Source organism: Nocardia sp. NPDC051832 (assembly GCF_040681285.1).
Taxonomy (GTDB): Bacteria; Actinomycetota; Actinomycetes; order Mycobacteriales; family Mycobacteriaceae; genus Nocardia.
Window position 1 is genome coordinate 140,166 of sequence record NZ_JBFAYL010000004.1, and the last position, 11,594, is coordinate 151,759.

At 69.3% G+C, this 11,594-nt stretch carries 10 protein-coding genes; 7 read left to right on the forward strand and 3 right to left on the reverse strand.

Annotated features, from left to right (window positions below; genetic code table 11):
* The 3 genes from kstD to AB0M14_RS26285 are packed head-to-tail and all read left to right on the forward strand — an operon-like array spanning nucleotide 1 to nucleotide 3,225.
* Nucleotides 1-1,656: a 3-oxosteroid 1-dehydrogenase gene (gene kstD, locus AB0M14_RS26275; RefSeq protein WP_364999344.1), complete on the forward strand. Its 1,656-nt coding sequence runs from the start codon at nucleotides 1-3 to the stop codon at nucleotides 1,654-1,656.
* A gap of 10 nt (nucleotides 1,657-1,666) precedes the next feature.
* Nucleotides 1,667-2,398 (forward strand): glucose 1-dehydrogenase, encoded by a 732-nt coding sequence (locus AB0M14_RS26280; protein ID WP_364999345.1) that lies wholly within the window; start codon nucleotides 1,667-1,669, stop codon nucleotides 2,396-2,398.
* A gap of 8 nt (nucleotides 2,399-2,406) precedes the next feature.
* Nucleotides 2,407-3,225 carry an SDR family NAD(P)-dependent oxidoreductase gene (locus tag AB0M14_RS26285; RefSeq protein ID WP_364999346.1) on the forward strand — a complete coding sequence of 273 codons (819 nt, stop codon included), beginning with the start codon at nucleotides 2,407-2,409 and terminating at the stop codon, nucleotides 3,223-3,225.
* A 7-nt stretch (nucleotides 3,226-3,232) separates the two neighbouring features.
* Here the strand turns inward: AB0M14_RS26285 and AB0M14_RS26290 are convergent, their stop codons facing one another.
* The gene (locus AB0M14_RS26290; protein ID WP_364999347.1) at nucleotides 3,233-5,107 is read right to left on the reverse strand and encodes an ABC transporter ATP-binding protein; all 1,875 of its coding nucleotides are present in this window, start codon (nucleotides 5,105-5,107) and stop codon (nucleotides 3,233-3,235) included.
* A 271-nt stretch (nucleotides 5,108-5,378) separates the two neighbouring features.
* Here AB0M14_RS26290 and AB0M14_RS26295 point away from each other — a divergent pair, with 271 nt between their 5' ends.
* Genes AB0M14_RS26295 through AB0M14_RS26310 form a run of 4 tightly spaced genes read left to right on the forward strand, consistent with a single transcriptional unit; the run spans nucleotide 5,379 to nucleotide 10,054 of the window.
* Entirely contained in the window at nucleotides 5,379-7,631 is a 2,253-nt protein-coding gene (locus AB0M14_RS26295) for a pyruvate, phosphate dikinase (protein ID WP_364999348.1), read from the forward strand.
* Nucleotides 7,631-8,401 carry a tyrosine-protein phosphatase gene (locus AB0M14_RS26300; protein WP_364999350.1) on the forward strand — a complete coding sequence of 257 codons (771 nt, stop codon included), beginning with the start codon at nucleotides 7,631-7,633 and terminating at the stop codon, nucleotides 8,399-8,401. Before AB0M14_RS26295 ends, AB0M14_RS26300 begins: the two co-directional genes overlap by 1 nt.
* 19 nt (nucleotides 8,402-8,420) lie before the next feature.
* Complete coding sequence (locus AB0M14_RS26305) at nucleotides 8,421-9,134, forward strand: hypothetical protein (protein ID WP_364999352.1); 714 nt, start codon at nucleotides 8,421-8,423, stop codon at nucleotides 9,132-9,134.
* A gap of 41 nt (nucleotides 9,135-9,175) precedes the next feature.
* Nucleotides 9,176-10,054, forward strand: a complete 879-nt coding sequence (locus tag AB0M14_RS26310; RefSeq protein WP_364999354.1) for a glycosyl hydrolase family 32 — start codon at nucleotides 9,176-9,178, stop codon at nucleotides 10,052-10,054.
* Here AB0M14_RS26310 and AB0M14_RS26315 read toward each other — a convergent pair.
* Complete coding sequence (locus AB0M14_RS26315) at nucleotides 10,051-11,067, reverse strand: glycoside hydrolase family 172 protein (RefSeq protein WP_364999356.1); 1,017 nt, start codon at nucleotides 11,065-11,067, stop codon at nucleotides 10,051-10,053. The two genes, AB0M14_RS26310 and AB0M14_RS26315, sit on opposite strands and share 4 nt — an antisense overlap.
* The gene (locus AB0M14_RS26320) at nucleotides 11,064-11,522 is read right to left on the reverse strand and encodes a thioredoxin domain-containing protein (RefSeq protein ID WP_364999357.1); all 459 of its coding nucleotides are present in this window, start codon (nucleotides 11,520-11,522) and stop codon (nucleotides 11,064-11,066) included. Before AB0M14_RS26320 ends, AB0M14_RS26315 begins: the two co-directional genes overlap by 4 nt.
* Nucleotides 11,523-11,594 lie beyond the last annotated feature (72 nt).

Below are 11,594 nucleotides of genomic sequence, written 5' to 3' on the forward strand. Positions count from 1 at the left end.
ATGGAATTCGACGTTGTCGTAGTGGGTTCGGGCGCGGCGGGACTGACCGCCGCACTCACCGCCGCCTATCGCGGGCTGTCGGTGGTGGTGATCGAGAAGAGCGCCAAGTTCGGCGGTTCCACCGCGCGGTCCGGTGGCGGTGTGTGGATCCCGAACAATCCGGTGCTGGTGCGCGAAGGCGTGCCGGACAGCCCCGATCTGGCCCGGGTCTACCTGAAAGAGGTGGTGGGCGATCGGGTTCCGCAGGTCAAGCAGGACGCGTTCCTGGACCATGGCCCGCGCATGATGACCTATCTTCAGGCCCGCACCTCGCATCTGCAATTCGTCTACGACCGTGGCTATTCCGACTACCACCCGGAGAAGCCCGGTGGACTCGCCCAGGGCCGCAGCATCGAACCGGCGATCGTCGACGGCCGGTTGCTCGGCACGGATCTGGCGCTGATCAATCAGCCGACCATGTCGGGCCCGAAGGGAATCGCGTTCACGGTCAGCGATTTTCATGATCTGAACATGATCGGGCGGACCTGGAAGGGCAAGCGCACCGCGATCCGGGTCGGCGCGAAGGCGGTCGCCAACCGGCTGCGCGGGCGGATTCCGCTGAGCCTGGGCAAGGCGCTGGTGGCGCGGTTGTGGCTGGCGTTGCGCGACGAAGGCGTGCCGGTGTGGCTGAATACGCCCCTGTTGGAACTGATCATCGCCGAGGGCGCGGTGGCCGGCGTGCGGGCGGAACGGGACGGCAAGCCGATCGAGATCCGCGCGCGGCGCGGCGTCGTGCTGGCGGCGGGCGGCTTCGAGCACAACCTCGAGATGCGTCAGCAGTACTTCACCGGGCCGGTCAGCACCGACTGGACCGTCGGCGCGGTCGAGAATGTCGGCGAAGGTATTCGCGCGGGTGAGTCCGCCGGTGCGGCACTGGATTTGATGGACGACGCGTGGTGGGGCCCCTCGGTGCGAAACCCGGACGGTCCGCCGTTCTTCTGCCTGGCCGAACGCTCCCAGCCTGGCGGGATCATGGTCAACGACGCTGGTGAACGCTTCACCAACGAATCGGCCAGTTACGTCGACGTGGTGCACACCATGTACGAGCGGCACGCCACCGGCGTCGGGCACGTGCCCGCGCACTTCATCATGGATCAGCGTTTCCGGGACCGGTATCTGTTCCTCGGCACCTTCCCGAAACGGCCTATCCCGCAGAAGTATTTCGACGCGGGCATCATCAAACAAGCCGACACCCTCGAAGAGCTGGCCGGCCTGATCGGTGTGCCCGCCGACAAGCTGACCGCGACGGTCCAGCGTTTCAACGGATTCGCCCGCGCCGGCCGCGACGAGGACTTCCGCCGCGGCGAGTCCGCCTACGACCAGTACTACGGCGATCCCACCGTGCGGCCGAATCCCTGTCTCGCGCCGATCGATCAGGGCCCGTTCTACGCGGTCGAGATGGTGCCCGGCGACCTGGGCACCAAGGGCGGACTGGTCACCGACGAACACTCCCGGGTGCTGCGCGCCGACGGCGCCGTGATCCCGGGACTCTATGCGGCGGGCAACAATTCGGCCGCCGTCATGGGCAACAGCTACGCGGGTGCGGGCGCCACCATCGGCCCCGCCATGGTGTTCGGCTACCTGGCCGCCCAGCATCTCGCCGACCTCGAGCAGTAAGGAGCAGGGTATGGGCAGGGTCAACGGCAAGACGGTGATCATCACCGGCGGTGCGCGCGGCATGGGTGCGGCCTTCGCGCGCCGCCTGGTCGCCGAGGGCGCCGCGGTGGTGGTCGCCGACGTGCTGGCCGACGAGGGCAAGGCGGTCGCGGCCGAACTCGGTCCGCGGGCGGCGTTCATGCCGCTCGACGTCACCGACGAATCCGCTTGGCAGTCCGTGGTTTCCGAGGCCGAGCGGCTGTTCGGGCCGGTGTCGGGTCTGGTCAACAACGCGGGCATCGTGCACGTCGATCCGATCGAGCGGCTGGCCGAGGCGGATTTCCGCAAGGTGCTCGACGTCAACCAGATCGGCGTGTTCCTCGGCATGAAAGCCGTGGTGGGCTCGATGCGCCGGGCGGGCGGCGGTTCGATCGTCAACATCTCCTCGATCGGCGGCATCATCGCCTTCAGCAACATCCTCGGCTACGTCGCCTCCAAGTGGGCGGTGCGCGGGATGACGAAGGCGGCCGCGCAGGAGTTCGGCGTCGACGGTATCCGCGTCAACTCGGTGCATCCGGGCGTGGTCGCCACCGAGATGACCTCCGAATCCGATCGCTCGCACGCGATGGTGCACGACCAGCCGCTCCCCCGCGCCGCGGCCCCGGAGGAACTGGCCGGCCTGGTGCTGTTCCTGATCTCCGACGAAGCCGGCTATTGCACCGGCTCCGAATTCGTCGCCGACGGCGGCTACACCACCAAGTAAGGGACACCGTGAAGAACTTTCAGGACAAAGTCGCCGTCATCACCGGGGCCGGTGCGGGCATCGGCCGGGCGCTCGCGCTCGAATTGGCCGCCGGCGGAGCACGATTGGCCTTGTCCGGCCGCAACCTCGACAATGTCGCCGAGACGGCCGCACTGTGTGAGAAGGCCGGCGCCCAGGCCCGCGCCTACCGGCTCGACGTCACCGACCGGACCGCCGTCTACGCCCACGCCGACGACGTGCACGCCGATTTCGGCCCGGCCAACCTGCTGGTCAACAACGCGGGCGTCTCCCTCACCGCCAATGTCGAAGAACTCAGCTGGGAGGACTTCGAGTGGATCGTCGGCATCAACTTCTGGGGCGTCATGTACGGCACCAAAGCCTTTCTCCCCCAGTTGATCGCCTCCGGTGACGGGCACATCGCCAACGTCTCCTCGATGTTCGGCCTGGCCGCCTGCCCCAGCCAAGGCGCCTACAACGCCACCAAATTCGCCATCCGCGGCTTCACCGATGCCCTGCGCCAGGAGATGAAGATCGCGGGTCACCCGGTCGGCGTCAGCTCCGTCCACCCCGGCATGGTCAAAACCGGCATCGCCTGGAAGGCCCGCGCCGGCGGCGACCGCGACCGTGACGCCCTCGCCGCCAACTTCGACCGCCTGGCCAAGACCACCCCCGAATCCGCCGCCAAGACCATGCTCAAGGGCATCCGCAAAGACAAGGCCCAAATCCTCATCGGCGCCGATGCCCGCGTCATCGCCCTGCTCCCCCGGATCTTCGGCCCCGGCTACCAGAAGATCATCACCGCCCAGATGAAAAAGGAAGTCGCCTGAGCCGGGTCTACTCGTAGGCTCGAGCTTGCAGGTTGTAGAACTCGGCGTAGATGCCGTTGCGGGACATGAGCTCTCGGTGCGCGCCGTGTTCGGCGATCCGGCCGTGGTCGAGCACGTAGATGCGGTCGGCATAACGGACGCTGGCCAGGCGATGGGTGATCAGCACGACGGTGCGCTGGGCGGCGTGGCGGCGGATGGTTTCGAAGATGGCGTGCTCGGTCCGCGCGTCCAGGGCTGCGGTGGGCTCGTCGCAGATCAGGAGCGGAGCGTCCCGGTAGAGGCCGCGAGCTACGGCGATGCGCTGCCATTGGCCGCCGGAGAGTTCCGAGCCGCCCGCGTAGGTCGGGTCCAGGAGCGTGTCGGCGCCTTTCGGGAGTTCGGCGAAGACTTCGTCGGCCCCCGCGGCGGCAGCGGCCTGTTTCAGCGCGGTCGCCGACTGCGGGTGGTCGGCGCGGCCGATGGTGATGTTCTGGCGAGCGGAGAACGGCCAGTGCGTGAAGTTCTGCGCGATCACCGCGATGCGGTCGCGCAGCAGTTCGAGGTCGATGTCGGTCAGCGGTACACCGCCGTAGGTCACCGTGCCGCTGTCCGGTTCGTAGAGGCCGCTCAGGATTTTGGCGAGAGTGGTTTTGCCCGAACCGTTTTCGCCGACCAGCGCGATGATCTCGCCGGGTTCGATATCGATGTCGACACCGTTGAGCGCCGGGCGATCACCGGAGGGGTAGGTGAAGGTCAGCCCACGGGCCCGGATCCGGTCCACCTCCGGCGGCGGCCGCACGCCGCCGCGCCGCTCCCGCCGCTCGTGCGCCGCGGCGAGGAAATTCAGGTAATCCCGGTAGTACAAAGCGTTTTCGTAGGTCCAGTGCAGGCTCTCCACCACACCTCGGAGCGTGCTCATCGCGGTCTGGATAGCCACCACCGCGGTGCCCGCGACCGCGAGCGGCAGCGCACCCGCGAACAACAGCACACCGAGCACCAGATAGACGACGCCCACGCCGGCCGCGCTCAGCGCCTCACCGATCGATTGGCTCACCGCCTGACGGCGCTCCATCCGCAGCGTGCGGTCCTGCACATGCACCGCCAGCTGCCGGAACTCGCGCAGCAGGAAATCGCGCATCGTGTACGCCCGGACCTCACCGGCGGGCCCCCGGTCGGCCATCAGCGTGGTGAGCGTTTCCAATCTGCGCTCGGCGCCGCTGCTGGCCGCGTACACCTCGTAGCTCAGATGCGCCGTCCGCACCGACGCCCACCAGGTGGGCGCCAGCGCGAGCAGCATGAGCGGCAGCAGCACCGGGTGCAGCACGGTGAGCACGCCACCGACGGCGATCAAGCTGATGCCGCCGGCCAGCAGGCGCAGGGTGCCCTCCAGCAGCAGCCGCACCGCGTGCTGGGCGCGTTCCCGCACCCGGTGCAGGGTGTTGTGGAAGACATCGTCGTCGAACGCCGAAAGCCGCACTCCGGTAGTCGATTCCAGCAACCGGACGCGCAGGCTGCGCCGGATCTGCGGATCGAGCCGGGACCGCACCCACACGGCCGCCTGCCGCAACGTGCCGCGCAGCACGACCGCCGCCAGAATCAGGAACAGCGCGGGCGCGGCGGCGCGCAACCGCTCCGGCGTCGGCCCGCCCGCGAACAGCCGCTCCAGCACATTCGTCGTGGCCAGCAGCCCGACCGCGGTGAACACCTCGGCGATCAGCGAGCACAGCACCAGCGCGGCGGTGTCGCGCTTGCTCACCGCCCAGCACTCACGCAGGACCTGGCCGATCAGCACCGGCAACTGCCGCGCCATGGCCCAGAAGCCGATGCTGGCCATCGTCTCATCATGGGCGGTCCAGGGATCCGCGGACTTGTCGATCACCTCGTCCTGATCATCGGAGATCATGGGCTCACGCTAGGCCGCCCACCCCCGCGCGGCCCACTGCTTTTCCGGCGGCACCGCGTCTTGGTGACCGGGACGACCGGTACGCATCCGGGTCGCGCCCCGGCAGGCTGGAGTTCGCGCCTGAACCGCGCCATTCGTCCAGGCGATCCGCTGCCGAGTCTGTGGAGTTCCAGCCACGACCGGCCGCCGCGACTCCGATTCGCGGCGGATCCGCCGCCGTCACCCGCTTGTGCGCGGTGGCTTTCCGACAGTTGCAAACCGAAGGAGTGACATGACGACCGGAGTGGGGCCCGTGGAGTTGCCGGACCATCCCGACCAGGTGAACGCCCCTTCGGTCGCCGAGCTCGACGGAACCTGCGCGCTGTCGCGGGACCGCGTCGGCGGCAAGGCGTGGAGCGTGAATCACATGCGGGCGCTCGGACTCCCGGTGCCGCCCGCGTTCGTGCTCACCACGGAGGCGTGGGCCGAGTTCGGCGTGCACGGCGACCTGAGCGCCGCGGTCTGGGCGGGCGTGCGGGACGGCATCGCCGCCCTGGAGCGCGGTACCGGTCGCGAATTCGGCGCCGCGGACAGGCCGCTGCTGGTCTCGGTGCGATCCGGGGCGGCGGTGAGCATGCCCGGAATGATGGACACGGTCCTCAATCTCGGCATGAACACCGCGGCGGAGCGAGCGCTGCTGAGCGAGACGGGAAGCCCGTCCTACGCGAGCGACACGCACCGGCGCTTCCTCGCGCAATACCGCGAGATCGTGCTCGGCGACCCCCGCGCGGAGGTGCCCGAGGACCCCTGGGAACAGTTGCGCGGCGCGATCACGGCCGTGTTCCGGTCCTGGGATTCCGCCCGTGCCAAGGCCTATCGACGCCATCGCGGCGTCTCGGCGGCACTCGGGACGGCGGTCACGGTGCAGGCCATGGTGTTCGGCAATCTCGACGCACACTCCGGCACCGGGGTGCTGTTCAGCCGGAATCCGAATACCGGTGCGCCGCAACCGTTCGGCGAGTGGCTGGTCGGCGGCCAGGGCGAGGACGTGGTGTCCGGCCGGACCACGCCGCGGCCGCTGCGCGATCTCGCCGAGGTCCTGCCCGAGGCGCACGCCCAGCTGCTGGACGCCGCCGCGCTGCTGGAGCGCGACGGACGCGATATCCAGGACATCGAGTTCACGGTGCAAGCCGGGCGGTTGTGGCTCTTGCAGGCGCGTCCGGCGAAACGGTCGGCCCGCGCGGCGGTGCGGGCCGCGGTGTCGATGGTCGACGAGGGACTCATCGACGCCGAGGAAGCGCTGCGCCGGGTCGGCGCCGACCAGCTGCGGACCGTGCTGCGCCCGGAGTCCGGGACCGATACCGGCGCGATGCCGCTGGCGCGCGGTGAATCCGCCTGCCCCGGGCTGGCCGCCGGCGTCGTCGTCACCGACCCTGACGAGGCCGAAACCCGCGCTGCCAACGGCGAAGACGTGATCCTGGTGCGCGCCACCACCAGCCCCGACGACCTGCACGGCATGATCGCCGCGCGTGCCATCGTCACCGAATTGGGCGGCGCCACTTCGCATGCGGCGCTGGTCAGCCGCGAGCTGGGCCGCCCGTGCGTGGTCGGCTGTGGGCCGGGCGTCGTCGCGGCATTGGCGGGACGCATCGTCACCGTGGACGGCGGGGCGGGGGTGGTGCTGCTGGGCGAGGTCGCCGGAAAGCCGGTGGAGCAGGCCGTGATCGAGGACGTGGCGCGCCTCGCCGCTTGGGCCACAGTCGATCCCGGTGAACTTCCCGCAGCCCTGGCGGCTCGTTCCGGCGCGGATGAAAGCCGTTCATCAGCGGCCGATTCGGCCGACAATGGAACGATGACAGCAGGGACCCTGCCTGCGTCCGATGCTCTGCCGCGCACCACCCCGCACGACAGCCAGACGCAGCCGACCACCGAAACCCCCGATTTGGCACTGCTCCGGCTGATCGGCATCAAGGGACGGGTGCGCCCGGAGGCCGTGGCCACCAGCCTCGGCCAGCCGGAATACGAAACCGTCTGCCGCTGCGCCGATCTCGTCGACCAGGGCTGGTGCGCGAACACACCGGCCGGATTGCGGCTGACCCCGGAGGGCCGCGAGCAGGTGGCCGCGCTGCTGGAACAGGAACGCGGCCAGGTCGACTCGAACGCGGTCACCGCGATCTACGAGGAATTCTGCGGGTTCAACGGCGAACTCAAAGAGGTCATCACCGCTTGGCAGATGAAAGACGCCGCGACGCCGAACGATCACGCCGACAGCGACTACGACGCGGCGGTGCTGGGCCGGCTGCTGGGACTGCACGAGCGGGTGACGCCGCTGATCCGGTGGATCGGCTCGATCGCACCCCGGCTGCGCCCGTACCCGGCGCGTTTCGACGACGCGGTGGCGAAAATTCAGGCGGGTGACCATCTCTGGGTGGCGCGCCCGATCATCGACAGCTATCACACGGTGTGGTTCGAACTGCACGAGGACCTGATCGCGTTGGCCGGGCTGACCCGGGCCGACGAAGCCGCGGCAGGACGGGCGCACTGATGTACACCGAAACTGCCGTCCCCCAGGAACGCTGGATCGATTTCGCCGAGATCGACAACGTCCGCGATCTGGGCGGCCTGCCGGTAGCGGGCGGTGGGACAACCCGTTTCGGCGTCGTCTACCGCGCGAGCACGCCGCAGCATCTCACCGCGGGCGACCTGCGCACGCTGCTCGGCCAACTCGGCCTGCGCACCCTGATCGATCTGCGCAATCCCGACGAGGTGGAGCGGGAGGGCTACGGCCTGCTGGGCGACTCCGCGGTGCGGAAGGTCAACCTGCCGGTGCGCAAGCCCACCCAGACCACGCTCACCCCGGCCGACCTGGTCCCCGACGGCGAACGGTACGACCTGGTCGGGCTGTATCGCGAATTGCTCGGCGGCAGTGCGGAATCCGTGGTGACCGCGGCCCGCATCATCACCGACCCGGAGCAGCACTCCGTCGTATTCCATTGCGCGGCCGGAAAAGATCGCACCGGCCTCGTCGCGGCGGTCCTGCTGGACGCGGTCGGCGTACCCGCCGAGGCGATCGCCACCGACTACGCCCTGACCGGCGAACGTCTGGCCCGCATCCGGGCCCGCTTGGACGCGCTGCCCTCCTATCACGGTCTGCCGCCGGTCAATACCGGCATCCTGGCCGTGGACCCGGAGGTGATCCGGCAGTTCCTCACCGGGCTGCACGCCACCCACGGCGGCGGCGCGGCCTGGCTGCGCACGCACGGACTGAGCGCGGCGGAGCTGACGCGACTGCGTCAGGTGCTGGTCCAGGGGTAGCGCGGGTAGGGTCGCCTGCATGAGAGAGGACGACGGCTACTCCGAGCTAGCCACCCCCGCGGAGCGGCAGAGCTGGACCCAGCAGAACAACCTCATGTACGGCGGCCTGATCGCGATCGGGGTGGTGATCCTGCAAGGTTTCCTCACCGCGCAGTCGCTCGGCGCCTCCGCCAAGATCTCGGTGATCGCCTTCGCGATCGCGTTGCCGCTGCTCGCGGTATTGATCATGATCGGGGCGTTGCCGGGCGCCGAGCAGCGCGGCCGGGACGGGGCAGCCAAGGGTGTGGCGGTGCTCGCCTCGATCGTCGGCGTGATCGCCGCGTTCTGGCATATCCACTGGGTGGCGGGCGTCGCGGTGCTGGTCACCGGCGCGCTCGCGACCGGCGTGTACGGCTCGCATTTCACCGGCAGCCGGGTCGGTCAGCTGACCCAGCGGTTCCGTCGCGGCGGGAACGCGGACACCTCCGCCACCGCCCACCAGCCACCGCCGGTCCGGCACCCGTATCCGACCGGGCCGGAAGCGCCGACCGCCTTCATGCCGCATCCGGCTCGGCAGGCACAGCCGTTTCCGGGGACCGAGCAACGCTACCCGGCCGCGAATCCGCAGTATCCGGGCGAGCTGACCGAGCAGATTTCGCACGACCAGACCAGGCGCTACCCGAACGCCCCAGGCGCACAGCAGCATCCTGGGGCGCAGCAGTACCCGGGCGCCGGCGGCACGCCGGAGAGCTGACTCCGGCCCGCAAATCCCCCGGCGGCGGGATCATGGTCGGTATGGCGACGCGCGAAGAGGTGCGAGCAGGGCCGTTCGCGAAGATCTACGACCCCACGGTCGGCGAACACCGCCCCTGGTACATCAACGATCACACGATCGTGCGCGCCGACGACGGCCGCTGGCACCTGTTCGGCATCACCCATCCCGAGCCCGCCGACCCGTTCCACGAGATCGAATTCGCCCACGCCGTAGCCCGCGACCTGCACGGACCCTGGACCAAACGCGCACCCGCGCTGACCGTGGATCCGGGCTACGGCGAAACCCATCTCTGGGCGCCGCACGTCATCCAGGCCCGCGGCCGCTACTACATGTTCTACGCGGGCGGCGGCCCGGACCGCACCCGCGCCGCCATCAACCTCGCCACCTCCCCCGACCTGTTCCGCTGGACCCGCAGCCCGCACGGCCCGCTCTTCCGCGACGGCTACGACGCCCGCGACCCGATGGTGCTGCGCATCGGCGAGAAGTGGGTGATGTACTACTGCGCCAACAGCACCGCGCAGGGCGGTCACCACGTCGTCTGCTACCGCCTGAGCACCGACCTCACGCACTGGGGCGACCGCCACATCGCCTACACCGATCCCACCGTCGGCACCGAGGCCGGCAACACCGAATCCCCGTTCGTCGTTCCCCACAACAACTCCTGGTACCTGTTCATCGGCCCCCGCCCCACCTACGTCGGCACCGATGTCTTCCGCAGCGACAACCCTTTCCGCTTCCGCATCGGCGACAAGGTCGGCCACATCCGCTCGCACGCCGCGGAACTGGTGCAGGACGACGGCCGGTGGTGGATCACCAGCGCGGGCTGGGGCCAGGGCGGAGTCCACTTGGCGCAGTTGAGTTTTCCCACGCGCACCTCGGGAACAGCCGTCCCGCGTTAACCCCGATACCACCAGGCGGTCGTGGCGATGTCGGCGTGTTCGAGCGGGAGGTAGGTCTCCGGGTCGCTCCAGCCCAGGGCTTGGATGGTGACGCGCAGGTCTTCCTGGAAGCAGAGCGGATCGCGAACGTGCCAGCGGTACATGCCGAAGCGTTGGTGGGCCTGGTAGATCTCGTTCGGTGGAAGTACTTGGTGCAGGCCGAGATACGGGGTGGAGTAGGTGCGGTAGACACCGGCCAGGTCGAAGTTCCAGGCGCCGCCGAAGTAGTCCTCGGTGCCGGTGCCGCAGAGGGTCGGGTGCGTGGTGTCGCCGTCGAGGTAGAACTTGAGCTCGCCCTCGCCCCACCAGCCGTCGGCGCCGGGCTGGATCGCCAGATAGGTGCCGACGTAGCGGCCGGGGCCGGGGGTGGTGTCGAGAATGGTGTGCACGGCGGGAGTGCCGAGGGGTGCGCTGCGCCGCCATTCGGTGTGCAGGTAGGCGGCGTCCGCTGGGAGGTCTTCCTCGGTATAGGTGAGCTGGTAGTAGACCGGGACCGTGCGATCGCTGCCGTTGTGCAGGGTGATCCGGGCGCGGGCGCGAAAAGGCATGGGCCAGTAGCTGTTCAGGCCACCTGCCGGGGCGACGACCAGCATTTCCGAGCCGAGCAGGGCCAGTTCTTCCCACCCGTTGCAGAAGAAATGGCCGAGCGGGAGGTCGACGGCCGGGTGCGGGTGGTCGTCCCAGTGCATCCGCAGTGTCAGCTGGCGCAATACCGAACGATCGGTGGTCAGCCAGAAATGCCGGAACACGCCGGGGCCGGAAACGTCTGCCAGCACAGCGGTTTCGCCCGGGGCGAGAGAAATGGAGGGCGAGACCTTCCAGCCGGGGCCGAGGAGCCGGGACGCGTGCGCGCCGGTGCCCTCGGTGGCCTGTGCGCCGCCGCCGCGCACGCCGGTCGGATTCTCCGGGCTGACCGAGCGGGTACGCGCGGCGTCGAGCCGCCACAGGTCCGGGGTAGATCCCGCCGGGGTCACAAGCCCGGCCAGCCGTATCGGGCGGGCCCGGCGGCCTGACCGGCGAGCCGCTGCGAATTGGTGGGCGCGCTGGTCTTCGCGACGACCTGCTGACCACCCTCGGCCTCGGCGGCGGTGCGGCGCACGGCGTCCATGTCCATCCACATGATCTGCTGCACCACCTCTTCCAGATCGGCGGCGGGCAGGAACCCGGGCTGGTTGAACACCAGCAACCCCTCGCGGAACGCCATCAGGGTCGGGAACCGGTCGACCTGTGCCAGCGCGGTGAGCTCGATCTCGGCTTCGACGTCGACCTTGCCGTACACCAGCTCCGGGTGGCGGTCCGAGGAGTCCTCGTACACGGGCGCGAAGTGCGTGCACGGCCCGCACCAGCCGGCCCACCAGTCGATGAGGACGATGTTGTTGCCGGCTACGACAGAGCTGAAGTTGTGCTGGGTCAAGGTCACGGTGGGCATTGCAGGTCCTCCCGGGTGTTCGCTGGTACCGCAACACCCAATCATGGTGAAAACAACCTTGCATCCTCGCAT

Bases quoted from the DNA above. Each gene is read 5' to 3' on its own strand.
- AB0M14_RS26295 (WP_364999348.1), top strand. From the start codon at position 5,379: ATGACGACCGGAGTGGGGCCCGTGGAGTTGCCGGACCATCCCGACCAG.
- AB0M14_RS26300 (WP_364999350.1), top strand. From the start codon at position 7,631: ATGTACACCGAAACTGCCGTCCCCCAGGAACGCTGGATCGATTTCGCC.
- AB0M14_RS26310 (WP_364999354.1), top strand. From the start codon at position 9,176: ATGGCGACGCGCGAAGAGGTGCGAGCAGGGCCGTTCGCGAAGATCTAC.
- AB0M14_RS26290 (WP_364999347.1), bottom strand. From the start codon at position 5,107: ATGATCTCCGATGATCAGGACGAGGTGATCGACAAGTCCGCGGATCCC.
- AB0M14_RS26320 (WP_364999357.1), bottom strand. From the start codon at position 11,522: ATGCCCACCGTGACCTTGACCCAGCACAACTTCAGCTCTGTCGTAGCC.
- AB0M14_RS26280 (WP_364999345.1), top strand. From the start codon at position 1,667: ATGGGCAGGGTCAACGGCAAGACGGTGATCATCACCGGCGGTGCGCGC.
- kstD (WP_364999344.1), top strand. From the start codon at position 1: ATGGAATTCGACGTTGTCGTAGTGGGTTCGGGCGCGGCGGGACTGACC.
- AB0M14_RS26305 (WP_364999352.1), top strand. From the start codon at position 8,421: ATGAGAGAGGACGACGGCTACTCCGAGCTAGCCACCCCCGCGGAGCGG.